The organism is Allobosea sp. TBD101, assembly GCF_059817965.1.
On the sequence record NZ_CM187543.1, the window covers coordinates 628,152 to 650,556 of the forward strand.

Genomic DNA, 22,405 nt, shown 5'->3' on the forward strand with positions numbered 1-22,405 from the left:
GTGTTCGACTGGTTCGCGAATCTGGGCGGCTGGAGCTGGGCCATTCTCGGGCTCGTGCTGATCGGCGGCGAGATGCTGGCGCCCGGCGTCTTCCTGATCTGGCTCGGGCTGGCGGCGCTCATTACCGGCGCCATGGTCGGCATCTTCGGGCTCGGCTGGCAGGCCGCCTGTATCGTCTTTGCGGTTCTCGCCATCGCATGCGTCGCTGCCGGGCGCCTGCTCACGCGCCGCAAGGGCGAGGAGCCGGATGCCGCGACCGGCCTCAATGATCGCGGCCGCCAACTCATCGGCCGGGTCTTCCGGCTGGAGACGACGATGGCGGGCGGCGAGGGTCGTGTGCGCGTCGGCGATTCCTCCTGGCGGATCGTCGGGCCGGAGCTGCTGGCCGGAACCGAGGTCAAGGTCGTCAGGGTCGAAGGCTCGACACTGGTCGTCGAGAAGGCCTGAAGCTTGCCATGAGCTTTTTGCATCCGCTGCGCGGTTTTTCGTAGCAGCATTGCGTTCAGGGCGTTGGCCTCCCGCGTTGCGGGGACTATAGCAACCGCTCCTTCACGAGCGCACCGTCATGACCAGCCCCAGCGAACGCCTTTCCCTTCCGAAGGACCGCATCAAGGTCCTGCTGCTGGAAGGTATCAACGATTCCGCCGTCGAGCTGCTGGAGCAGGCCGGCTACAGCAATCTCGAAAGGCTGCCGAAGGCGCTCGATCGCGAGGCCCTGCTCAAGGCGATCCAGGGCGTGCATGTGCTCGGCATCCGCTCGCGCACCCAGCTCACGCCGGAAATCTTCGCCGGGGCCGACCGGCTCTTCGCCGTCGGCTGCTTCTCGGTCGGCACCAATCAGGTCGACCTGGAGGCGGCGCGGCTGCGCGGCGTCCCGGTCTTCAACGCGCCGTTCTCCAACACCCGCAGCGTCGCCGAGCTCACCATCGGCGAGATCGTGATGCTGCTCCGGCGCATTCCGGACCGCTCGCGCGATGCGCATCAGGGCGGCTGGGACAAGTCGGCCAACGGCTCCTTCGAGGTGCGCGGCAAGACGCTCGGCATCGTCGGCTACGGCAATATCGGCAGCCAGCTCTCGACACTGGCCGAGGCGATGGGCATGCGCGTGATCTATTTCGATCACACCGACCGGCTGCGGCACGGCAACACCGAGCCGACGAAGAGCCTGAACGCCCTGCTCGGCGCCGCCGACATCGTCTCGCTGCATGTGCCGGAGACCCCGCAGACCGCCGGCATGATCGGCGCGGCGCAGGTCGCCAAGATGAAGAAGGGCGCTTACCTCATCAACAATTCGCGCGGCACGGTCGTCGATCTCGATGCGGTGGCGGCGGCGCTGAGAAGCGGCCATCTGGCGGGCGCGGCGGTCGATGTCTTCCCGGTCGAGCCGGCCTCCAATGCCGAGCGCTTCGTCACGCCGCTGCAGGGGCTCTCCAACGTCATCCTGACGCCGCATATCGGCGGCTCGACCGAGGAGGCGCAGGAGCGCATCGGCGCCGAGGTCGCGCGCAAGCTCGTCGATTATTCCGATGTCGGCTCGACGGTGGGCGCGGTGAATTTCCCGCAGGTGCAATTGCCGGCACGCCCGATCGGCACCCGCTTCATCCATGTCCAGCGCAACGTGCCGGGCATGCTGCGGCGTTTGAACGACGTCTTCGCCAACCGGCAGGTCAATATCGCCGCTCAGAACTACCAGACCGACGGCGAGGTCGGCTATGTCGTGATGGAGGCGGACGGCGTCTCCAGCGCCGAGGCGCGCGACATCCTCAAGGAAATCCGCGCGCTCGACGGCACGATCCGCGCCCGGCTGCTCTATCAGCGCGACTAGAGGCGACCCTCATCGGGTCCGTTCAGCCCCTGTCCTTGGAGCCGGGCTTGGTCGGCTCCTGCCTCGCGACGGGGTCGCTGGCGGGGAAGGTGTCCTTCAGGGCCCGGTCGAGCTCGGCATCCTTGCCGTGCTCGCGCGCGGCCTTGCGCTGCTCCTTCTGCTCCTTGCGCAGGCTTTCCCTGGCGGGGTTGGCGGTGGCGGTCATGGTTGCGCTCCCTTCGGCATGGGTGTCTCCGGTTGGAAACGCGGCAAGGCCCGGCCCGTTCCGCCAGAACGCCAGCGCAGGCGAGCCATGACGAAGCACGCCGGCCTCTGGATCGGAGCGCGCAGCCTTCCCATCTGGTGAAGCCTAGCCTTCCCGCCGGATCTCCTCCGGTACCAGCTTGCAGGGGCTGTCATGGTCGCGATCTCCGTCCTCGATCTCGTTCCCGTCGTCGAAGGGGAGGGGCCACGCGAAGCGCTGCTGAAATCCACCGACCTGGTCCGCCATGCCGAGGCGCTCGGCTACACCCGCTACTGGGTGGCGGAACATCACAACATGGTCGGCATCGCCAGCGCCGCGACCTCGGTGGTGATCGGCCAGCTCGCTGCGACGACGAGCAGGATTCGCGTCGGAGCCGGCGGCATCATGCTGCCGAACCATGCGCCGCTCGTCATCGCCGAGCAGTTCGGCACGCTCGAGGCGCTGTTTCCGGGCCGGATCGATCTCGGTCTCGGCCGCGCGCCCGGCACCGACCAGCTCACGCTCCGGGCGCTGCGCCGCAGCCCGATGTCATCGGACAGCTTCCCGCAGGATGTGCTCGAATTGCAGGCGCTGTTCGCGCCGGCCGGGCCGAACCAGGCGATCCGGGCCGTGCCGGGCGAGGGGCTGAACGTCCCGCTCTGGATTCTCGGATCGGGCCTGTTCGGCGCGCAACTCGCGGCTGAGCTTGGGCTGCCCTACAGCTTCGCCTCGCATTTCGCGCCGGATGCGCTGATGCAGGCGCTCGCGGTCTATCGCGAACGCTTCAAGCCATCCGAGCAGCTCGCAACCCCGCATGCGATGCCGGGCATCAATGTCGTGGCGGCGGATACGGATGAGGAGGCGCGCCATCTCGCGACCTCTCTGCAGCAGCGCTTCGTCGGCATGGTCCGTGGTGCGCGCGGCAAGCTGCAGCCGCCGATCGACGATATCGAGCAGTACTGGTCGCCGGCCGAGAAGGCGCATGTTTCGGGCATGCTGCGCTATGCCTTCATTGGTTCGCCGGACACGCTGAAGCGCACGCTCGGCGCCTTCGTGCGCGAGACCGGCGCGGACGAGATCATGATCACCGCGCCGATCTTCGACCATGACAAGCGCAAGCGCTCGTTCGAACTTGTGGCCGGCATCGCGAGCGAACTCGGGCGATAAGGCTTCGCTCTGACGAGGGCGGGTAGCCGCCAGCGGCCGAGTAGCGTCATCGCGGCTTTAATAAGATTGAAAATCATTTGCATTAATATTGCAAATGATAATGATTTTCTTTTAGGCCTTTTTTGCAATTGGCAGCCGGCATTGCTATGGCAAGGCATGACCGAGACCGACCGGCGGATTGCCGTTTTCGAGAGCCAGTTGAAGGGGGCCGGGCTGCGCATGACGCAGCAGCGGCGATTGATCCTGCGCGTTCTGGCGGAAGCCGACGACCATCCCGACGCAAAGGGCATCTTCACGCGCGCCTTCGCGCATGATCCGACACTGTCGCTCTCGACCGTCTACCGCACGATGAAGGTGCTGGAATCGCAGGGTGCGATCGAGCGACATGCCTTCGAAGACGGCATCTCGCGCTACGAGCATGCCGACCAGGAGCACCACGACCACCTGATCGACGTCGATTCGGGCGAGGTGATCGAATTCTCCTCGGATGCGATCGAGGAATTGCAGCGGCGGATCGCGGCGGAACTCGGCTATGAGCTCGTCCGCCATCGCCTCGAACTCTACGGCCGCAAGAAGCAGCCGGCGCGCCGGGGTGGCCGCAAGGCCTCCTGACCGGCAGGCTCAGCCGTCGACGACGTCGTCGTATTCGGGGTGCTTGGCGACCCAGCCCTTGAGGAACTCGCAGCGCACCACGGCCTTGCGCCCGCTCGCCCGGAGCAGCTCGAAGACGCCCTTCGCCAGTTTCGATCCGATGCCCTGCCCCGCAAACTGGGAGGGCACTTCGGTATGGACCAGCACCAGCCGCTCGCCGTCGTGGCGATGGGCGACGAGTGCGGTGCCGCCGTCGAGCGTGAGTTCGAAGCGGTTCTGTTCGACGTTCTCGACGACGCCCATGGCGTGGGCTCCTTCAGGCCGATCTTGTTCAGATTATCCCTGCGCTTCGGCGCGCCAGGGGTAGCTCCAGGTTTCGGTCAGCGTCTTGCCGCCGCTGCGGAGGAAGGCGCGCATCTCCGCGATCTGGCCGGGCTCGACCACGACATCGACGAAGGCGCGGAAGCCCTCGGTCTTGCGGTTGGGCACGATGAAGGCGCGGTCGATCCGGCCGTGGGTGATCGAAGGCACGATCTCGACCTTCTCGGGCTGCTTCAGGTGGTAGTCGAGATCGCCGCCGGCGAAGTCGATGATGAAGCGGCGCGAGCCCTCGGTGACCGGCTCGCCCGAGCCCAGCGCCTTGGGCTTGGCCTGGTAGGTGTTGACCACGCGCCCGCCCGGATGCAGGTCGCCCGAATCGAGCATCGAGATCAGCTTGTAGCTGAAGGAGAATTCCTTGCCCGGCTCCAGCGGCGTCTTCGGCGCCCAGAGAGCGACGATGTTGTCATTGGTCTCGTCGGTCGTCGGCATCTCGATCAGCTCGACGACGCCCTCGCCCCAGTCGCCCTGCGGCTCGACCCAGTAGGAGGGCCGCAGCTCGTAGTTGAGATCGAGATCCTGATAGTGCTCGAAGGTCCGGTCGCGCTGCATCAGCCCGAAACCACGGATGCTGCGTTCGACGAATGAGGAGACGGCTTGCTGCTTCGGGTTGCGCAGCGGGCGCCAGATCCATTCGCCGCTGCCGGAATGGATCATCAGCCCATCCGAATCGTGCAGCTCGCTGCGGAAATCGTCGAAGAAGCGGCGGTCGTTCTCGCCGGTGAAGAACATCGAGGTCAGCGGCGCCAGGCCGAGCTTCTCGATGGGCGCGCGCGGATAAAGCGTCGCTGCGACCTCCATGACGGTGTCGAGATCGGGATAGATGGTGAAGCGATAGGCGCCGGTCACGGCGGGCGAATCGAGCAGGGTATGGATGACGATCCGCTCGGTGTTGGCCGTGGGCGCCTCGATCCAGAATTCGCGGAAGACCGGGAACTCCTCGGCCGTCGTGCCGGCGCCGATGGACAGGCCGCGGGCCGAAAGGCCGTAGCGCTGGCCGCGGCCGAGCACCCGGAAATAGCTGGCGCCGATGAAGGAGATCAGCTCGTCGTAAACGCGGGGATCGTTCAGCGGATAGTGCAGGCGGAAGCCGGCGAAGCCGAGATTGACCGGGAGCGGTTTGTCGAACTTGACCCGGCCGTAGTCGAACAGGTTCGCGGCATAGGGCACCGGCATGGGCACGCCGTCACGCACGACGTTCACCGTGACCGGCCGGGTGAAGAGGAAGCCCGGATGGAACATCTGCATGCGGAAGGGCGAGCCGTTCTGCTGCAGCAAGGCCCGATCGGGGCGGAAGCGGATGTCGCGCCAGGAATCGTAGTCGAGCTTGGCCAGCGCCTCCGGCAGGGGCGCGATCGGCTCGTAGGGCACGGCGGAGATCTCGCGGGCGCGGCGCTGCACGTCCTCGAAGCCGAAGCGCGGCTGCGGGGCGGCATTCTGGGGGGGCGGCGTCTGCGGCTGGCCCTGCGGCTGTGGCTGGGGGCGCGGCTGTTGCGCGAGCAGGACGGAGGGCGCAGCCGAGAGGCAAAGCGCGGCTGAAAGTCCGCCCAGGACGCGGCGGCGGTCTGTCGTGATCATGCGTGTTCCGTCTTCCCCGTCGCCCCGGCTTTCAAGATGGGCGGCACCGAGAGTTAAGGCCATCGAATGGGGCCGGTCTAGGGCATCTGGCATTGACGGCAGATGAACATATCGCAACCTTTCCCCGCCTCTGCGGGAGGCTCGGCTAAGTCATAGCCGGCAAATCGCTTTCCGGCATTTGTGCGGCTCCGAAAGGACGCGGATCGGCGTTGCAAAAAAATGCGGCTTCGGGTGCACAAAACACTTGTGGTCCGGGGCGAGCATCCGTATATCGCGTTCACCCAATTCGCACGTGCCTGTGGCCGCGTGCTGGTCGGTGGGCATCCGGACAAGAGGCCGGACAGCCGCCAGGGGTTGGAGGACGGATGGAGGGGATGGACATCCCTCAAATCACGCCTCCCGGTTTCCGCAAGGACGCCGTTCCCCGACACAGACCGGCAGCCGGAGGCAAAACCGGCGAACCCCGAATCTCCACGGGGGACGCAGCTTAAAGCAACGACGGAGCGGGCTTTTTTGGTCTCGCCGGCTTTCCACAGGCCGGCACCGAAGAGGCTTGTCCTTCATTGCCGGCCGTGCGGGGTCTTCCCCAATCGAACGGTGTTTCGGGTCCGGACGGATCGTCCGTTGTAGCAGGCGTCTCCACAGCGCCGCGCGACAGCGTCGATTCACTCCGGCGATACATCGCATCGACGCCGCTTGCGTCGTAGGGGAGCCGCGTCTCATGACCGAGCGCATCCGTGAGTTTCTTCGTACCCGACGTGAAGACGGGCCCTGCGTCGTCATCGACACCGAAGTCGTGCGCGCGAACTATCATGCCTTCGCCCGTGCGTTGCCCGACACCCGCGTCTTCTACGCGGTGAAGGCCAACCCGGCGACGGAAGTGCTTGCGCTGCTGGCCAAGCTCGGCTCCTGCTTCGACTGCGCCTCGGTCGTCGAGATCGAGCTCGCGCTCGCGGCCGGCGCCACGGCCGATCGCATCTCCTTCGGCAACACCATCAAGAAGGAGCGCGACGTCGTCCGCGCCATGGAGCTCGGCGTGCGCCTGTTCGCCGTCGACTGCACGGCCGAGGTCGAGAAGGTCGCCCGTTCCGCCGAGAAGACCGGCACGACCGATGCGCGCATCTTCTGCCGCATCCTCTGCGACGGTGCCGGCGCCGACTGGCCGCTCTCGCGCAAGTTCGGCTGCGTGCCCGAAATGGCCGCGGACGTGCTCGAGCACGGCCATCGCATGGGCCTGCTGGCCTATGGCATCTCGTTCCATGTCGGCTCGCAGCAGGCCAACGTGAACGCCTGGGATTCGGCCCTGGCCTCGGCCTCGGCGATCTTCAAGGAATGCGCCACCCGCGGCATCTCGCTGTCGATGGTCAACCTCGGCGGCGGCTTCCCGGCGCGCTACCTGAAGCCGATTCCGGGCGTGCCGTCCTATGGCGACGCGATCTTCCGGGCGCTGTCGAAGCATTTCGGCAACCAGCTGCCCGAGACGATCATCGAGCCGGGCCGCGGCATGGTCGGTGAGGCCGGCCTGATCGAGGCCGAGGTCGTGCTGATCTCGAAGAAGGCCGAAACGGACGAGGTTCGCTGGGTCTATCTCGATATCGGCAAGTTCAACGGTCTCGCCGAGACCATGGACGAGGCGATCCGCTATCCCATCCGCACCGTGCGCGATGGCGATGAGACCGTCCCGTGCGTGCTCGCCGGCCCGACCTGCGACTCGGTCGACGTCATGTACGAGAAGACCCCGTACATGCTGCCCTTCTCGCTGGAGATCGGCGACAAGGTGCTGATCGAGGGCACGGGTGCCTATACGACGACCTATTCGGCCGTCGCCTTCAACGGCTTCCCGCCGCTGAAGCAGTACGTCATCTGACGTCGGAAGGAGCGCAAGCTCCTTCCTGATCCCATCGGGTCCGGCGAAGCGCCCTGCCGCAAGGCAGGCTGTCCGACGCTAAGTCGGGTGGAGCGCTCGCATCTCCAGAACGGAGGTGCGGAGCGTGGCTCCCGCCGGACCCCTCTTCCCCACATCGTTTCATTGTGGCCGCGCGCGAGCGTGGCGCCGGGTAGGTCCATGAGGATGGGCGCTCCGGCCGGAGGTGCGTCATGATCACGATCCGCGACGAGATCGCCAACGACATTCCCGCCCGCGAGGCGCTGCTCGACCGTTGCCTGGGCGAGCGCCGCACCGCCAAGTCGAGCGAGCGCCTGCGCGAGGGTCGCCTGCCGGCTGATGGCCTCGCGCTCACCGCCGAGCGTGACGGCGAAGTGCTCGCGACCGTCCGCCTCTGGCATGTCGAAGCCAATGGCGTGCCGGTGCTGCTGCTCGGCCCGCTCGCGGTGAAGCCCGAGCTGCAGGGCGAGGGGCTCGGCAAGGCGATGATGCGCGAAGCGCTCTGGCGCGCGGCCTGCCGTGGGCATGGTGCCGTCATCCTCGTCGGCGACGCGCCCTACTATGCCCGCTTCGGCTTCGATCCAGCGCTGACGCGCGAGCTTGCCATGCCCGGCCCGGTCGAGCGCGAGCGCTTCCTTGCGATCGAACTGCGCGACGGCGCGCTCGACGGCGCCAGCGGCGTGCTCGTTGCCAGCGGCGCCGCCTCGACAGCGACTTTCGAGGCGGAGGCGGTGGCCCAGGCCGCCTGACGCTTCAGACCCATCGTCATAGCGCCGTCATTGCCCGGCGCTTTCCATGCGCAGGCCGTATGGAAAGCGTCGTGGCGATTGACGGCGCGATTTTGCGCTCATACGACCCTTTCGACCTTTTTTGTCCCAGAAACCCAGGAGTTTGAGAGAATGACGAATTGGCCCGTCTACGGCGAGATCACCGGCCCGATCGTGATGATCGGCTTCGGTTCGATCGGCCGCGGTACGCTGCCGCTGCTCGAACGGCACTTCAAGTTCGACAAGAGCCGCTTCGTTGTCATTGCTCCCGACGATTCCAACCGCCACCTACTTGACGAGCGCGGCATCCGCTTCATCCAGGAAGCCGTCACCATCGAGAACTACAAGACGATGCTGGAGCCGCTGCTGACCGCCGGCGGCGGGCAGGGTTTTTGCGTCAATCTCTCCTGCGACACCGGCTCGCGCGATATCATGGAGTTCTGCTCCAGCCTCGGCGCGCTCTATATCGACACGGTCAACGAGCCTTGGCTCGGCTTCTATTTCGACGAGAGCAAGGGCCCGGCCGAGCGCTCGAACTACGCGCTGCGCGAGATGACGCTGGCGGCCAAGCGGGCGCGCCCGGCCGGCACGCCGACGGCCGTTTCCTGCTGCGGCGCCAATCCCGGCATGGTCTCCTCGCTGGTGAAGCGGGCGCTGACCAACCTCGCCGCCGATATGCGTCTCAATGCGACGCAGCCGAACACCCGCGAGGAATGGGCGGCGTTGATGCAGCGCGTCGGCGTCAAGGGCATCCACATCGCCGAGCGAGACACGCAGCGCTCGAAGAATCCCAAGCCGCCGGGCGTCTTCGTCAACACCTGGTCGGTCGAAGGCTTCATCGCCGAAGCCGTGCAGCCGGCCGAGCTCGGTTGGGGCACGCATGAGAAATGGATGCCGGCGAACGCTCATGGCCACGAGACCGGTTCGCAGGCGGCGATCTATCTGATGCAGGCTGGTGCCGAGACCAAGGTCCGGAGCTGGTGCCCGACGCCGGGCGCGCAATACGGCTTCCTGGTCACGCATAACGAGTCGATCTCGATCGCGGACTATTTCACCGTGCGCGACGAGGCCGGCAAGGCCATCTTCCGGCCGACCTGTCACTATGCCTACCATCCCGCGAATGATGCCGTGCTCTCGCTGCACGAGATGTTCGGCAATGCCGGCCGCCCGCAGGAGGAGCACCATATCCTCGAGGAGAAGGAGGTCGTCGACGGCATCGACGAGCTCGGCGTGCTGCTCTACGGCCACGAGAAGGGCGCCTACTGGTTCGGCTCGCAGCTCTCGACCGAGGAGGCGCGTTCGCTTGCGCCCTACCAGACCGCGACCGGTCTGCAGGTGACCTCGTCCGTGCTGGCGGGCATGGTCTGGGCGCTGGAGAATCCGCGTGCGGGGATCGTCGAGGTCGAGGAGCTCGACTTCAACCGCTGCCTCGAGATCCAGCGGCCCTATCTCGGGCCGGTGAAGGGTTATTACACCGACTGGACGCCGCTCGATGGCCGGCCGGGGCTGTTCCCGGAGGATATCGACACCAGCGATCCCTGGCAGTTCAAGAACATCCTGGTTCGGTGACGGCCGCTATTTGAAGGGTGTCATCCCGTGCGCGCTGCGGCACGATAGTGCTGCTGCGCAGACACGGGACCGTTTTCCGGTAAGGGCGCCTTCTCGTCGTGCGGTCCCGCATCTGCGCAGCAGCACTGCGTGCCGCAGCGCGCACGGGATGACACCCTATGACTTGCGGGTGACGTTCACGCCGGCCAGCAGCGCTGCGCCCGCCAGGAAGAACACGATCAGCACAGCCAGGCCCGCCCGCTGGCTGGCGAAGATGGTCGTCGCCAGCGCGACCAGCGTCGGTCCCAGGAAGGACGTGACCTTCCCCGACAGCGCAAACAGCCCGAAGAACTCGCCGATGCGTCCCTCGGGTGCCAATCGCGCCATCAGGCTGCGCGAGGCCGCCTGCATCGGCCCGGCAACGAGGCCGATCAGCAGGCCCAGGCCGAGATAGACACGCTCCGGCAACGACGCGAACAGGCCGTCGCCGGCGACGGGCGGGGCGGCCGGGATCACGAACAGGATGTGGTCGGCACTGAGCGAGAGGATACCGAGGCAGGCGAAGAGCAGGCAGGCGATGGAGCCCAGCACCACAGGCTTGCCGCCGATGGCATCGTCCAGCTTGCCGCCGAGCCAGGCACCGAGCGTGCCGGTAACGGTGAGCAGGATGCCGAAGATGCCGAGCTCGATCGTCTGCCAGCCGAAGACGCCGGCTGCATAGATGCCGCCGAAGGCGAAGAGCGCGACCAGTGCATCCTGATAGATCATGTTGGCGATGAGGAAGCGGCCGAGCGACGGCAGCTTCGGCAATTCAGCCAACGTATCCTTCAAGCGCCCGACACCGCCCTTGGCCGCTTCGGCAAGGCTGAGGCCCGTCTTGCCGGAATCCGGTGTCAGCAGGAACATCGGCGTGACGAAGATGATGAACCAGAGCGCGGTCAGTGGTCCCGAGAAGCGGTCGCCCTCGCGCGCGGCGGCATCGAGCCCGAGGATCGGCGCGATACCGATGAGCGTCTTGCCGGTCTGCGGATCGGCGGCGAGCAACCCAAGCGTGATCGCGAGCGAGAGCAACCCGCCGAGATAGCCGATGGCCCAGCCGGTGCCGGAAAGCCAGCCGAGGCGCTCCGGTGGCACGAGGCGGGTCATCATCGCGTTGTTGAAGGTCGTGGCGAATTCGGCGCCGATCGTCGCGATGACGAAACCGGCGAGTGCGATCGGCACCGCAGCGGCCGAGCCGGGCACCGCGAACCAGAGCATCGCGGAGCCGATGACAAGGAGCGCGCCGAAGGCGGCGATCCAGGGCTTGCGCGGTCCTGTCCTGTCAGCGATGCCGCCGAGCAGGGGTGAGAGCAGGGCGATGCAGAGACCGGCGAAGCCTGTCGCATAGCCCCAGAGCGCCTGGCCGTCGGCGGCGTCCTTGGCCAGCGCCGAGGCGAAGAAGGGCGCGAAGACGAAGGTCGTGACCAGCGTGAAGAAGGGCTGGGCCGACCAGTCGAAGAACAGCCAGGCGGTGACCGCGCGGCGTGGTGGCCAGACGGTGGGCGGCGCTTCGACAGGCAGCGTCGCTGGCGTCACTGCAGGGTCGTGTCCGGATCGCCGCCGCCGCGCGCCAGCTCGATCTCGGTGATCGCGACCAGCACCTCGGCCCTGTCCTTCAGCGTCGGCGCTTCCAGCAGCGCCTGCTTCTCGCGCGGCCCGAACGGGCACATCATCGAGAGCGCGTTGACCAGTGCCTCGTTCGGCGCCTCGTTGACGCCCTTCCAGTCGATCTTGAGGTCGTTGGCCTTGGCGAAGTCGCGGAGCGCCTTGAGCAGGCCCTTGCGGTCGACCTCGTCCTCCCCGGTGCGGGCAGCGAAATCGGCGGCGAAGCTGTCATAGCCGACACGGCCCTGGCGATAGGGCGTGGTCACCGCCAATTCGTCGAGCAGGCGGAAGCGGCTGATCCCGGTCAGCGTGATGATGTAGCGGCCGTCGCCGGTCTCGGAGAACTGGGTGATGCGGCCGAGGCAGCCAACCTTGAGCAGCGGCGGGATCTCCGGCTGCCGTCCGGTTTCCGGCTCGGGCTGGATGATGCCGATCACGCGTTCACCCTTGAGCGCGTCGTCGATCATGGCGAGATAGCGCGGCTCGAAGATATTGAGCGGCATCTGGCCGCGCGGCAGGAGCAGCGCGCCGCCGAGCGGAAAGAGCGGAATCGCCTCCGGGCAATCCTTGGCTCCCTCGTAGACGGCGTTCATGCCCATGCGCGCCTAATCCTTGTGCCGGTCAGGAGAACAGCAGGGTCGAGAGCTTGCGGCGCCCGCTGACGCTCGCCTCGTCCATCGGGCCCCAGGCCTCGAAGAACTGCAGCAGCTGCTTGCGTGCGCCGTCGTCGTTCCACTTCCTATCGGCCTTGATGATGGCGACGAGATGGTCGACCGCTTCCTCGCGCCTGTCGCGGGCGTTGAGCGCCAGCGCCAGATCGAAGCGGGCCTGGTGGTCCTTCGGATCGGCCGCGACCCTGGCTTCCAGCTCGGCGGTGTCACCGAGCGAGGCGGCCTGCTCGGCCAGCTCGATCGCGGCGCGCACGGCCGTGATCGCCGGATCGCCGGCCTTGTCCTGCGGCGCCATGCCGAGAATGCCCTTGGCACCCTCGATATCGCCATTGTCGAGATGCAGCCGTGCCAAGCCCGCGATCGCCGCGAGGTTGTCGGGCTCGATCTCGAGCACGCCGGCATAGAGCTCGCTCGCCCCGGCGGGGTCGCCGGCTGCGATTGCGGCCGCGGCGGCCTCGATCAGCTCTGCGGTTTCGCCCGGGCCCATCGGCCCGACCAGGCGCTCGATGAAGACCTTGATCTGGCTCTCGGGCTGGGCACCCATGAAGCCGTCGATCGGCTGGCCCTGCTTGAAGGCGATGACGGCGGGAATCGACTGGATGCCGAGCTGGCCGGGGATCTGCGGGTGCTCGTCGATATTCATCTTGACGAGCTTGACCTTGCCGCCGGCCGCCTTGACCACCTTCTCGATGACGGGCGTGAGCTGCTTGCAGGGGCCGCACCAGGGCGCCCAGAAATCGATCAGCACCGGCTGCTTCATCGATTCCGCGATGACGTCCTCGCGGAAGCCCTGGGTCGTGGTGTCCTTGATCAGGCCGGGTTGTCCGGCCGCCTCGCCATTGACCAACATGGGTCGTCCTTCGTGATAGGCTCTGGAGGCGAAGGCGTGCCCTTATGGCCGCCCGCGCAGTTGCGCCATAGATGGGGTGCTTCAGCCGTTCTGTCCATCGGGCGGGACCGGCAAATCGACGATCAGCGGCTCATGCCCGGTGTTCCGGAAGAAGGCCAGCAGATCGTCGCGGCTGACCCGCAGCGTCGCCGTGTTGATCAGCGGGTGAAAATTGACGTCCTCGCCGCTCGCCAGCGTGGCATCCAGCACCATGGTGACGTCGCCCGCGCGATCGTTGATCACGGCGAAGGCGGTGACGGAGCCCGGCGTGACGCCGAGCTTCTCCATCAAGAGCTCGGCCGAGCCGAAGGAGAGCCGGCCGCTGGCGCCGATGCGCTCGTGCAGGCGCTTCAGGTCGATTCGCGCGTGAGCTTCGGCCGAGACCAGGAAAATCCGCCCCTTCTTGTCCTTCAGGAACAGGTTCTTGGTGTGGTGGCCGACCATCTCGTCGCGATGCGGCGCCGTCTCGGCGACGGTGAACACGGCCGGATGGTCGGTGCGATGGAAGGTGATGCCCTTCTCGGTGAGATAGGCACAGAGCTGGTCGGACGTGACGGGCGCGGTCATGGTGGAGCGATCGGCAGGGGCGAACAGGTTTCGGGACGTCGATGAAACCGCCTGTCGGGACGGCAGGAGCGGGCCCGAGGATGCCTAGCCTCGCGTGGCGTCGGCAGCAAGATGGGTAGAGCGATTCCGGGCTTTTGTGGAAGGCGGCAAAAAACTTTCGCTGGGGTGCTTGCGCTTCGCGGTGCTTTGGGGCAATAACCCGACCGCGCCGCCAACACGGCGCGACTGTCTCGGATGCGGGTGTAGCTCAGGGGTAGAGCACAACCTTGCCAAGGTTGGGGTCGAGGGTTCGAATCCCTTCGCCCGCTCCAGACAATCTCAAGGCTTGAGAAGCATGCAAGCGTCGGATCTTCCGGCGCTTTTTGCTTTTTGGGCTTGGAAGATGCGGGGCCAATTCCACAAGGTCCCGAATCGCCGTGGTTACCTCGCGGTTACACGTTCATCCGGCCACGAACCCAGCTCATTATTTTGAAGCAGTTCTACGGATGCAGACAGCAGTGGGTTCGCAGCGATGCCACATCCGATTAGCCGGCCGACGGGAGGATCAATATCTCTGCAAGCTCGGCCATATCGAAGCCGCGAGAATAGCCAAGCGATCGCCTCGCTGCCTTATCTCATGTTCAGTCCATCGCTCATGCTCAGCGAACCACTTGTTGAGGAACAGGCCAGTGTGCTTGGCGAACTTTCGCTGCTTGTCGGCGAAGCCCTTGTTGCCCGCTGAGATGTTCAAGCCGCTGGTAACCAGAGTGAGGTTTCCGAGCGTGTCGATGGCGGCGTGTCTGGCCGTCGCCTGGGGCAGGTCGCTGTAGGGATCAGCATACTCCTCTTCCGAGTACGGCCAGGCCTCTGTCCACTTTTGCGGCATCACGTGTTCGACCCACAGACCGGAGGGCCGATCGTGGCGCTCGGCCAGCGCGGACTTTGAAGCTTCCTCTAACTCCCACAGGATGTCGACAAGGCGCGACTGCGGGGAAATGTCGTAGGCATCGTTGCTCAACACCCCAAAATGCAGCTCGCGATCGTCTGGGAAGCGCACGCTGTCCCCACCCTTGCCTTCAAAGAAGGCCTTCAAATTTGCCACTGAGACGCCGTGCTCGTGAAATCGCGCCGCGATGGTCTGGAAGATGTTATTGAGATTTTTGGTGGTTAGGCCGCAGAGCGCGCGACGTACTACATACGAATAGAGAAGGCGCGTGATAGTGGCGCGGGTGCCCTGGTCGACGATGTCGGCTCCCAGCTGCATCGCGACGGGGTAGACGGTGGTCGTTTGCCAAGCCGCCATCTTCCGGCCGAACCAGGCGAGGTCTGGGTCGTGGGAGAGCCGGCCCTCAAGCGTCTCATAGAGGGGCGCGTAGTGGGCCAGCAGCTTCAGTTCGTCCTCGACGTTGTCGAAGCGAGGCTTACCCTTGGGGACTGCGAATGCACGGTACTCGGCGTACAGCTCTCTCATAGAGATCTTTCCACCTGTCTCAGCCGCGAGCGTGTGAGCCAAGAAGTGATCGATTCGGGGGCGGGTCGGCCGTGCATTGGGTGCGGCTTCTCGCCACCACGCGTGATCGAGTGGGTCCCATAATTTTCGATAGAGTTCTTCGACCCGGGCTCCCTGCTTTTCTGCTCGATGGAAAATGTTGTTTCGGACGAGGTCCATCGCGAGCAGTGGTTCGCCCTTGGAGTTCAGCGTCTCGAAAATGACTTGAGCGTCGTCGTGCTCGCCTAAGCTGATGACAACGAGCTTGAGCCGCTCGAGCACTGCATTGAGCAGCGCTTCAAGCCGCTCGACGGTGACGGAAGCCTCGCCATCTTCTTCCTTGGTGCCGTCCTCGGCACCTTCGTCATCCAAAGATGGCGACTCGTCGCTTGGGCCATAGAGGACAAACTCCTCTATCCACTTGTTGAAAAGTAAGTAGGCTCGAAATGCAGGAAATGGCGTGTTTTTTGGTACATTCGCGCCCCAGAATAGGTTCGCGTATTTGCGAATTATTGAGGGGTAATCCATCTCGATCAGATTATGAAATAAATCTCGATCTGACGGGGTTGGCGTTAGCTTAAATCGAGTGAGAAGATCGGTATCTTTACTCTTGAGATTGTTAAACAGATAGCCGTTGATGTGGCTGATGAATTCGTCCAAACTATGACGTCGCGCGACCTCCCGAAGCGCAACTAGGAAGAGCTGGAAAGTAGTCAGTCGTTGCTGACCATCAACGACCTGGACTACGGGTGTGCGGCTGATCTGGGAGCCAATGTCGACAGGCGCGACAATCAGAGCTCCCATGTAGTGCTCGAAGCGGCTCTCGCCCGCCAGAACTTCGGCGGCCTTGGCCTGAACGTCCTCCCAGAAAGGAAGTAGTCGGTGCTCCGACCAGCGATATTTTCGCTGATAGAGCGGGACTATAAAGCGGCGGTCCTCCTTTAAGACAGCTTCTACTTTGTGGTCGTCAGCGTCCATACGTGCTCCCCCGAAGCAACGGCGCGCCGCCCGGATCGGAGAGCGCGTCGTAACAGCGACTCATGGTGCGGGCTATGCGAGTACCACACCATACCCGGCCTCCAGAGGCACGCACGAATCGGAGTGTGGATGGACTTCTACGCAGCGTCGCCTAGCCACCTCTCAGCAGGCAAGGGTAGCTCATTTAGTTCGGAACGAACGACTGACCAGTTCGGGTATAGGCGATCCAAATGTTTGAAGAAAGCTTGGGAGTGTTTGGGTTCGATAAGATGGACCATTTCATGCACAATCACGTACTCGAGCATGTCGCGCGGCTTCTTGACCAGCTCCGTATTCAGCCGGATTGTTCCGCGTTGCGGGGTGCAGCTCCCCCATTTGGTCTTCATTCGTTGTAAAAAGTAGCCGCGAACCGTGACGCCGATTCGCCCTTCCCACTTGCGGATCAGCTTGGGGATCGCATCGTGGAGAAGCCGCAGATGCCACGCGTGCATGATGCGCGCGCGCTGGTCCCGGGTGGTTCACCGCTCTCCGCGAACCTGTCAAACAAAGTGCCGACATAATCCTCAAAGGGCTTCAGATCGATGAGCTTGCGGAGCTTGATGACGACTGCGTCGTCGTTCACTCGCTCGATGAATACCTCTTCTTGCGCTTCTTTGACCGCGGCGACGAGCGAGCCCGGCTCGAACCCGAAGGCCGGCTCAGCCGCTGCTATCCAAAGTGCAGCGTCGGCCATGCGAAGCCCCTTCGGCGCATCCATAGTGTCGCGGTTCTTCAGTGCGGCTGCGACGCCATCGTAGAGCGCGCCAAGAAGCCGGGGTTGAGCGTCTTTGAAGCGCTCCATGAGAATCTCCTCTCGCTCGCGCCCGGCCTCCGGCATAACCGGCAGCCGGAGCGGGATCGCGCGCTCGAGAAGATCCGGGCGGTTCGCATAACCCGTGATGCCATTCATGATGATCGGGCGCGAATAGCTCAAGACGTTTAGGTCGCCGTCGGTATAGAGCGCCCGCACGCCGATTCCGCCGCCCGTCGATAGCGTGCACAAGGCGTCGGACATTTCATTGGTGATGTGTGAGGCGTTGTCGAAATTCAGGAGGCGAAACTCTTTCGCCTGCACCATCAGATCGCGCACTGTGTCCGGCATGCGCATACGCATGGCTTCGTTCGGATCGATCAGCGTCTTGGCAATGTGAGCGACTACGCTCTTACCAGAACCCTGCTGCCCTTCGATGAGGCAGGGCTGATAGGGGCCGCTGGGCTGAAGCGCATTGATCAGGAAGGCGGCGAGGAGCCGGAAGTTCTTCTGATCAAGCGACAGCAGCTTCTGCAGTTCGCGAAGATCACCACCATGCACCGGTTCGGGGAGGGCGAGAAAGCCGCTGCTGCGGAGGAAGTGAAAGTTCGGACGAGCGGCGACCGCCCAGCCTTCACCGTTGACCTTAACGCAGCGGCCATCGGCATGGCCAAGATCGATCTCAACGTTGGTAGCATCCCCCGCCACGCGCAGGTTGATGACGTGCTCCTCACTCCAACATGCGCTTCGTTTCCGGATCGTCGATTGGCGCGGCCCAATCGATCCAAGCACTGAGGTCGCGGACCTTCGCCTGAAGCTGGGCAATTTCCGCGATGAGAGCGTCTCGCTCATCCTCGCGCTTGCGGCGCTGCTCGGCCAACCTCCGATTTTCATCAGCTCGACGCCAAAGCCGCGATTCACGTTCTCGCTCCAAGCGCCACTTCCGCTCGTCGCCGATCCATTCTGACAGAATGAGAGCAATGTCAGCTACCTGAGTTTCAAAGGTTGCGCGCGAACTATCCTGCCAATTTCGTCGCCGCCCCTCGCGCCCGTACGTCTCGATCGATAATCGAAGAACGCCGGTCGGAACGAAGTCGAATTCCGGATAGGCCTTGTTCCAATAATATTCGTGTGTGCTGCCGCCTCTGCGAATCCGGAGAGCTTCGGCCTGCAATTCCTGCAGGCTAGGTTCGTGCGGCTGCCGCGCTATCTTCTCGGTGAACTTGAATTCGACCTTGTCCTGCTCCCGCGCGATTGTGAAATGGCGGCGGGAAACCGTGCATGCGATATGCTGGGCGATGAGGCGCCGGACGAGGTCGTCGAGCACAAAAATCGCGCGCTCCACGGAGCCCTCGGCGATCGACATAGACGGGATCGCTTCGCCAGAAACCTCGATAACGCCGTTTCGGTTCGGTTTGGTCGAGCGCAACGCCTTAGCGAGGGGCAGTAATAGCGAATGGGGATTCGTCACCATTTGCCATTCCACCGGATCGACCTTGACCTTGATCACTGGCTCTCGCCGAGGCGGTGCCGGTTTGGCAATGGCGACGGGCGGCGGCTCGACAGCGGCAAGTGGCACGGGTGCTTTTGTCGGAGTGAGTGAGATTAGCTCCAGCTGCGCGTCGGCGGTGGATGTAAAGATGGCCTGTTTGGCCTTCCTCCCCGCAGCTCTGTCACGCCAATATGCGGCCGTTGGCACCGGAACGCGGTGATTCTCGCAGATCTGCCGAATCTGCCATTCAGAGATACCGAGATGCGCGGCAACCTGCGGCATCTCGTGCGACCAGATCAAGTCATAGAGCTGGCGGCGGGTCAGATGGGAAGACATGTCGACACCGAATGACAGCAGGCGATCGCTATGAGGGTGCCGCTTCAATCGGGTTTTCGCGAGACCGGAAAAACCCGCGGTTACCTCGCGGTTGCAGTTTCTCAGCTCCACGTTATTCCATGGCCGTGCGGTGGCTCCACGCCAGTCCGCTCAATGTAATTTCCAACTAAGCGACGCGCGCGTAATCCAATTGACAGGCGTGAACGGCAGCGGAATATAAGAACAGCGTAGTAAATCGCTTGCCAAGGTTGGGGTCGAGGGTTCGAATCCCTTCGCCCGCTCCAGACAATCTCAGGACTTGGGAAGCATGCAAGCGTCGGATCTTCCGGCGCTTTTTGCTTTTTGGGGCCTTATGCCGGAATTCTCGGGCTGCCATCAGCTTTCAAACGCAAGAGGGCGCCGATCGGCGCCCTCAGCATCTGTCTGGAGCTTTCGCCCGCCTCAGGTCAGCTCTGCGCCGCGCTTCTCGGGGATGAGGAGCCACATGGCGATGAGGTCGAGGAGATAGAGGGTGGCCAGCAGCGCTATGGCGGTCTGGAACCCGTAGGCGGCGGCGATAGCACCGACGACGACCGGACCAAAGCCGCCGACACCGCGCCCGATGTTGAACAGCACGTTCTGGGCGGTGGCGCGCGCCGCCGTCGGGAAGAGTTCGCTGATCAGTGCGCCATAGCCGCCGAGCATGCCGTTGACGAAGAAGCCCATCACCGCGCCGCCGACGAGCAACTGCATCGGGTCGGTCAGCCGCGAATAGACGAGCACCATCACTGCGGCGCCGATCATGTAGCCGAAGAAGGCCGGGCGGCGGCCGATCCGGTCGGCGATATGGCCGAAGGCGAAGATGCCGAGCGCCATGCCGCCGATGGTCACCGCGGTCCATACCGCCGACTGGGTCAGCGCGAAGCCGAACCGCGTGGCGAGGTAGTTCGGCAGCCAGATCATCACGCCGTAATAGCCGAAGTTCTGGACCGAGCAGAGGATGACCATGCCGAGGCTGAGCTTCGTGGTCTCGCGATCCTTGACCAGCAGGCGCAGCGCCGATTCCTTCGGCCGGTCCTTGGAGCGGGCCACGAAGACCTCGGGCTCATGCAGGGAGTGGCGGATGAAATAGGCCGCGACCGCTGGCAGGATGCCGATGGCGAACATGCCGCGCCAGCCGATCGAGGGCAGCAGCAGCGGTGTGGCGAGCGCGGCAGCGAGCACGCCGACCTGCCAGCCAAGCCCGACATAGGAGGAGGCGCGCGCGCGTTTCGAGGCCGGCCAGGCCTCGGCGACCAGCGCCATGCCGATGCCGAACTCGCCGCCGAGGCCGAGGCCCGCGATGGTGCGGTAGAGCAGCAGGTCCCAGTAGCCCTGCGCCAGGGCGCACATGCCGGTGAAGACGGCGAAGAGGACGATGGTCCAGGTCAGGACCCGGACGCGGCCGATCCGATCCGAGAGCATGCCGAAGCCGATGCCGCCGAGCACGGCGCCGACCAGCGTCGCGGTGACCAGCGAGGCGGCCTGCGCCTGGCTGAGCTGCAGATCGGCCGAGATCGCGCGCAGCATGAAGCCGAGGATCAGCAGGTCGAACCCGTCCATCGCATAGCCGATCGCCGCGCCCCAGAGGGCCTTGCGGGCCTTGCTGTCGACTTCCGTCGGCGCCGATGGCGTTGCCGCCATTCGCAGTTCACTCATGATACAAGCCCTTAATGCTGCTCCGGCCAAGCCCCACGGAGCGACGATGCCGACATGGCATCGTCCAAATTCGGATCGTTTCGCATCTCATGGGGCCTGAGCCGGCGCAACGATCGCCCGTGAGTCAGCCTGTGGATGCCGAGGGAAACACTGCAACGGTCGTTTTTCGGCAACGCCGCGGCCAACTTGCCGCCTGAGCAGCGGTTGGAGGCGCGGGTGCTGCCGAACACGGCTGCTGGCCGTGGTGAAAATCGCCCTGCGGAGGGATTGACCTGTCCGGCGAGGGCGATCAGAAGAGGCCGTTTGCCAATTCGACCAGCCCCTGAGCCCTTGCCGTATCCCGGCGAGCGGCCCTGCTCAGCCCGGAGACACCGCGCCATGTCCAACCTGTTCACCCCCACCGACAGGGCCGTGATCGCGCGCGAAGCGGCCAAGATGCTGCTCGAAATCAAGGCCGTGCACTTCTACAGCGACAAGCCGTTCGTTTTCACCTCCGGCTGGGCGAGCCCGGTCTATATCGACTGCCGCAAGATCATCTCCTACCCGCGCCTGCGCTCGACGCTGATCGATTTCGCGGCCACCACGATCGTGCGCGACATCGGCTACGAGTCGCTCGACATCATCGCCGGCGGCGAGACGGCAGGTATCCCCTTCGCCGCCTGGATCTCCGACCGCCTGTCGCTGCCGATGCAGTATGTCCGCAAGAAGCCGAAGGGCTTTGGCCGGAATGCCCAGATCGAGGGTTCGGTCGTCGAGGGCGCGCGTACGCTGCTGGTCGAGGATCTCGCCACCGACGGGCGCAGCAAGGTCAATTTCGCCGAGGCGCTGCGTACGGCTGGCGCCGATGTGCAGCACTGCTTCGTGCTGTTCTACTACGACATCTTCCCGAATAGCCGCGAGCTGATGGCCGAGATCGGCATCAATCTGCATTATCTCACGACCTGGTGGGACGTGCTCGCCGTGGCCAAGGATAGCGGCCATTTCGAGCCGAGGATCCTGGGCGAAGTCGAGAGCTTCCTGAACGATCCGGCCAGCTGGTCGGCCAAGCATGGCGGCATCTCGGCCTTCGGCGAGGAAAAGAAGCCGGCCTGAGGCCTAGCTTCGAGCCTGCAAGTCATACGTTTCCATAAGTCGTAGACTGTCTTCCCGTGCGCGCTGCGGCACGTGAGTGCTGCTGCGCAGACACGGGACCGCACGACGAGAAGGCACCCTTCAAGCGAAAGGGCGCCTCCCTGCATGAGAAGGCGCCCCTTCCTGAAAACGGTCCCGTGTCTGCGCAGCGGCATTCCATGCCGCAGCGCGCACGGGATGACGCCCTTCAAGTGGCGCCCTTCAAGTCGTGCCCTTCGCCGCAGCGCTGCTGCGCGCCTCGAGCGCCTTGCCGACGCGGCGCATCGCCTCGCCCGCGGCGTTGCATTCCTCGTCGCTGAGGACCTGCATCATCGCCTCGATCTCGGCGACATGGATCGCCATCGCCTTGCGGGTGATCGCCTCGCCGGCAGGCGTGAGCCAGAGGCGGCGCACGCGCCGGTCGGCCTCGTCGTTGCGTCGTTCGATCAGGCCGCGCTTTTCCAGCACCGGCAGCAGCATGCTCATCGCGCTGCGCCCGACCAGCAGCTTCTCGGCCAGCGCCTGCTGCGAGAGGCCGGGAACGTGGAAGATGTTGGCGAGCACGTCGTAATGCGCGAGCTGGATGCCGAGCGGACCCAGCGACTCGGTGAGCACCTTCTCCCACATGTTATGGGCGCGGGCGATGGAGACCCAGTTGCGGAAGCGCGGCAGGTCCCAGGGCAGGGTCTGCGTCTCGCAAGGCTCTTGCTTTTTGTTCATGGCTGAACATAATGGTTCAGCGTTGAACAAAATCGGATCTTCGCCATGAGCGCCGCCGCCCTCCGTTGCATCCGCCCGTTCGTCCGGGCCGCGAGCTTTGT

The 22,405-nt window shown here is 64.6% G+C and carries 21 protein-coding genes and 1 tRNA gene; 9 read left to right on the forward strand and 13 right to left on the reverse strand.

What is annotated here, in order from left to right:
• Positions 1-447 carry an NfeD family protein gene (locus tag AC6RIC_RS02995; protein WP_454654622.1) on the forward strand — a complete coding sequence of 149 codons (447 nt, stop codon included), beginning with the start codon at positions 1-3 and terminating at the stop codon, positions 445-447.
• Positions 448-565: 118 nt separating this feature from the next.
• Positions 566-1,825 (forward strand): phosphoglycerate dehydrogenase, encoded by a 1,260-nt coding sequence (gene serA / locus AC6RIC_RS03000; RefSeq protein WP_454654624.1) that lies wholly within the window; start codon positions 566-568, stop codon positions 1,823-1,825.
• A gap of 22 nt (positions 1,826-1,847) precedes the next feature.
• Here the strand turns inward: serA and AC6RIC_RS03005 are convergent, their stop codons facing one another.
• The gene (locus AC6RIC_RS03005) at positions 1,848-2,030 is read right to left on the reverse strand and encodes a hypothetical protein (RefSeq protein WP_454654625.1); all 183 of its coding nucleotides are present in this window, start codon (positions 2,028-2,030) and stop codon (positions 1,848-1,850) included.
• Positions 2,031-2,222: 192 nt separating this feature from the next.
• Between AC6RIC_RS03005 and AC6RIC_RS03010 the strand changes: the two genes are divergently transcribed.
• Complete coding sequence (locus AC6RIC_RS03010) at positions 2,223-3,215, forward strand: LLM class flavin-dependent oxidoreductase (protein WP_499735046.1); 993 nt, start codon at positions 2,223-2,225, stop codon at positions 3,213-3,215.
• 156 nt (positions 3,216-3,371) lie between these two features.
• A complete protein-coding gene (locus AC6RIC_RS03015) occupies positions 3,372-3,827 on the forward strand; it encodes a Fur family transcriptional regulator (protein WP_091861663.1) in 456 nt (151 codons plus the stop codon).
• A 9-nt stretch (positions 3,828-3,836) separates the two neighbouring features.
• Here the strand turns inward: AC6RIC_RS03015 and AC6RIC_RS03020 are convergent, their stop codons facing one another.
• Positions 3,837-4,109, reverse strand: coding sequence for a GNAT family N-acetyltransferase (locus tag AC6RIC_RS03020; RefSeq protein WP_499735047.1), 273 nt, complete (start codon positions 4,107-4,109; stop codon positions 3,837-3,839).
• A 33-nt stretch (positions 4,110-4,142) separates the two neighbouring features.
• Positions 4,143-5,762 (reverse strand): OpgD/OpgG family glucan biosynthesis protein, encoded by a 1,620-nt coding sequence (locus AC6RIC_RS03025; RefSeq protein ID WP_499735048.1) that lies wholly within the window; start codon positions 5,760-5,762, stop codon positions 4,143-4,145.
• Positions 5,763-6,483: 721 nt separating this feature from the next.
• Here AC6RIC_RS03025 and AC6RIC_RS03030 point away from each other — a divergent pair.
• The 3 genes from AC6RIC_RS03030 to AC6RIC_RS03040 all read left to right on the forward strand — a co-directional run bounded on the left by AC6RIC_RS03030 (position 6,484) and on the right by AC6RIC_RS03040 (position 9,983).
• A complete protein-coding gene (locus tag AC6RIC_RS03030; protein WP_454654633.1) occupies positions 6,484-7,629 on the forward strand; it encodes a type III PLP-dependent enzyme in 1,146 nt (381 codons plus the stop codon).
• 230 nt (positions 7,630-7,859) lie between these two features.
• On the forward strand, positions 7,860-8,396 hold the full coding sequence (locus tag AC6RIC_RS03035; RefSeq protein WP_499735049.1) for a GNAT family N-acetyltransferase: 537 nt from the start codon (positions 7,860-7,862) through the stop codon (positions 8,394-8,396).
• Positions 8,397-8,546: 150 nt separating this feature from the next.
• Complete coding sequence (locus AC6RIC_RS03040; RefSeq protein WP_499735050.1) at positions 8,547-9,983, forward strand: homospermidine synthase; 1,437 nt, start codon at positions 8,547-8,549, stop codon at positions 9,981-9,983.
• A gap of 156 nt (positions 9,984-10,139) precedes the next feature.
• On the opposite strand, the gene AC6RIC_RS03045 is transcribed toward AC6RIC_RS03040, so the two are convergent.
• The 4 genes from AC6RIC_RS03045 to AC6RIC_RS03060 all read right to left on the reverse strand — a co-directional run bounded on the left by AC6RIC_RS03045 (position 10,140) and on the right by AC6RIC_RS03060 (position 13,733).
• A complete protein-coding gene (locus AC6RIC_RS03045) occupies positions 10,140-11,537 on the reverse strand; it encodes an MFS transporter (protein WP_499735051.1) in 1,398 nt (465 codons plus the stop codon).
• Positions 11,534-12,205 carry an LON peptidase substrate-binding domain-containing protein gene (locus tag AC6RIC_RS03050; RefSeq protein WP_499735052.1) on the reverse strand — a complete coding sequence of 224 codons (672 nt, stop codon included), beginning with the start codon at positions 12,203-12,205 and terminating at the stop codon, positions 11,534-11,536. Before AC6RIC_RS03050 ends, AC6RIC_RS03045 begins: the two co-directional genes overlap by 4 nt.
• A gap of 22 nt (positions 12,206-12,227) precedes the next feature.
• The gene (trxA, locus tag AC6RIC_RS03055; protein WP_454654638.1) at positions 12,228-13,127 is read right to left on the reverse strand and encodes a thioredoxin; all 900 of its coding nucleotides are present in this window, start codon (positions 13,125-13,127) and stop codon (positions 12,228-12,230) included.
• An 81-nt stretch (positions 13,128-13,208) separates the two neighbouring features.
• Positions 13,209-13,733 (reverse strand): prolyl-tRNA synthetase associated domain-containing protein, encoded by a 525-nt coding sequence (locus AC6RIC_RS03060; protein ID WP_454654640.1) that lies wholly within the window; start codon positions 13,731-13,733, stop codon positions 13,209-13,211.
• Between the two features lie 236 nt (positions 13,734-13,969).
• On the opposite strand from AC6RIC_RS03060, the gene AC6RIC_RS03065 reads away from it, so the two are divergent.
• Positions 13,970-14,044: transfer RNA gene (locus AC6RIC_RS03065), tRNA-Gly, on the forward strand.
• A 233-nt stretch (positions 14,045-14,277) separates the two neighbouring features.
• On the opposite strand, the gene AC6RIC_RS03070 is transcribed toward AC6RIC_RS03065, so the two are convergent.
• The 5 genes from AC6RIC_RS03070 to AC6RIC_RS03090 form a co-directional block, all read right to left on the reverse strand.
• The gene (locus AC6RIC_RS03070; RefSeq protein WP_499735053.1) at positions 14,278-16,179 is read right to left on the reverse strand and encodes a DUF262 domain-containing protein; all 1,902 of its coding nucleotides are present in this window, start codon (positions 16,177-16,179) and stop codon (positions 14,278-14,280) included.
• Positions 16,180-16,316: 137 nt separating this feature from the next.
• On the reverse strand, positions 16,317-16,670 hold the full coding sequence (locus tag AC6RIC_RS03075) for a M48 family metallopeptidase (protein ID WP_499735054.1): 354 nt from the start codon (positions 16,668-16,670) through the stop codon (positions 16,317-16,319).
• On the reverse strand, positions 16,622-17,761 hold the full coding sequence (locus AC6RIC_RS03080) for an AICE element replication initiation protein (protein WP_499735055.1): 1,140 nt from the start codon (positions 17,759-17,761) through the stop codon (positions 16,622-16,624). The genes AC6RIC_RS03075 and AC6RIC_RS03080 overlap by 49 nt, the downstream gene beginning before the upstream one ends.
• Positions 17,700-18,797: a hypothetical protein gene (locus AC6RIC_RS03085; protein WP_499735056.1), complete on the reverse strand. Its 1,098-nt coding sequence runs from the start codon at positions 18,795-18,797 to the stop codon at positions 17,700-17,702. Before AC6RIC_RS03085 ends, AC6RIC_RS03080 begins: the two co-directional genes overlap by 62 nt.
• Positions 18,798-19,238: 441 nt before the next feature.
• On the reverse strand, positions 19,239-20,474 hold the full coding sequence (locus AC6RIC_RS03090; RefSeq protein WP_454654652.1) for an MFS transporter: 1,236 nt from the start codon (positions 20,472-20,474) through the stop codon (positions 19,239-19,241).
• 378 nt (positions 20,475-20,852) lie between these two features.
• On the opposite strand from AC6RIC_RS03090, the gene AC6RIC_RS03095 reads away from it, so the two are divergent.
• Positions 20,853-21,566, forward strand: coding sequence for an orotate phosphoribosyltransferase (locus AC6RIC_RS03095; protein ID WP_499735057.1), 714 nt, complete (start codon positions 20,853-20,855; stop codon positions 21,564-21,566).
• A gap of 240 nt (positions 21,567-21,806) precedes the next feature.
• Here AC6RIC_RS03095 and AC6RIC_RS03100 read toward each other — a convergent pair whose 3' ends face one another.
• A complete protein-coding gene (locus tag AC6RIC_RS03100) occupies positions 21,807-22,304 on the reverse strand; it encodes a MarR family winged helix-turn-helix transcriptional regulator (protein WP_499735058.1) in 498 nt (165 codons plus the stop codon).
• Between the last annotated feature and the right edge of the window lie 101 nt (positions 22,305-22,405).

What these genes read in the sequence shown, in the direction of transcription:
- serA (WP_454654624.1), top strand. Translation starts at nt 566, where the DNA reads ATGACCAGCCCCAGCGAACGCCTTTCCCTTCCGAAGGACCGCATCAAG.
- AC6RIC_RS03005 (WP_454654625.1), bottom strand. Translation starts at nt 2,030, where the DNA reads ATGACCGCCACCGCCAACCCCGCCAGGGAAAGCCTGCGCAAGGAGCAG.
- AC6RIC_RS03010 (WP_499735046.1), top strand. Translation starts at nt 2,223, where the DNA reads ATGGTCGCGATCTCCGTCCTCGATCTCGTTCCCGTCGTCGAAGGGGAG.
- AC6RIC_RS03015 (WP_091861663.1), top strand. Translation starts at nt 3,372, where the DNA reads ATGACCGAGACCGACCGGCGGATTGCCGTTTTCGAGAGCCAGTTGAAG.
- AC6RIC_RS03020 (WP_499735047.1), bottom strand. Translation starts at nt 4,109, where the DNA reads ATGGGCGTCGTCGAGAACGTCGAACAGAACCGCTTCGAACTCACGCTC.
- AC6RIC_RS03025 (WP_499735048.1), bottom strand. Translation starts at nt 5,762, where the DNA reads ATGATCACGACAGACCGCCGCCGCGTCCTGGGCGGACTTTCAGCCGCG.
- AC6RIC_RS03030 (WP_454654633.1), top strand. Translation starts at nt 6,484, where the DNA reads ATGACCGAGCGCATCCGTGAGTTTCTTCGTACCCGACGTGAAGACGGG.
- AC6RIC_RS03035 (WP_499735049.1), top strand. Translation starts at nt 7,860, where the DNA reads ATGATCACGATCCGCGACGAGATCGCCAACGACATTCCCGCCCGCGAG.
- AC6RIC_RS03040 (WP_499735050.1), top strand. Translation starts at nt 8,547, where the DNA reads ATGACGAATTGGCCCGTCTACGGCGAGATCACCGGCCCGATCGTGATG.
- AC6RIC_RS03050 (WP_499735052.1), bottom strand. Translation starts at nt 12,205, where the DNA reads ATGGGCATGAACGCCGTCTACGAGGGAGCCAAGGATTGCCCGGAGGCG.
- trxA (WP_454654638.1), bottom strand. Translation starts at nt 13,127, where the DNA reads ATGTTGGTCAATGGCGAGGCGGCCGGACAACCCGGCCTGATCAAGGAC.
- AC6RIC_RS03060 (WP_454654640.1), bottom strand. Translation starts at nt 13,733, where the DNA reads ATGACCGCGCCCGTCACGTCCGACCAGCTCTGTGCCTATCTCACCGAG.
- AC6RIC_RS03070 (WP_499735053.1), bottom strand. Translation starts at nt 16,179, where the DNA reads ATGGACGCTGACGACCACAAAGTAGAAGCTGTCTTAAAGGAGGACCGC.
- AC6RIC_RS03075 (WP_499735054.1), bottom strand. Translation starts at nt 16,670, where the DNA reads ATGCACGCGTGGCATCTGCGGCTTCTCCACGATGCGATCCCCAAGCTG.
- AC6RIC_RS03085 (WP_499735056.1), bottom strand. Translation starts at nt 18,797, where the DNA reads ATGTCTTCCCATCTGACCCGCCGCCAGCTCTATGACTTGATCTGGTCG.
- AC6RIC_RS03090 (WP_454654652.1), bottom strand. Translation starts at nt 20,474, where the DNA reads ATGAGTGAACTGCGAATGGCGGCAACGCCATCGGCGCCGACGGAAGTC.
- AC6RIC_RS03095 (WP_499735057.1), top strand. Translation starts at nt 20,853, where the DNA reads ATGTCCAACCTGTTCACCCCCACCGACAGGGCCGTGATCGCGCGCGAA.
- AC6RIC_RS03100 (WP_499735058.1), bottom strand. Translation starts at nt 22,304, where the DNA reads ATGAACAAAAAGCAAGAGCCTTGCGAGACGCAGACCCTGCCCTGGGAC.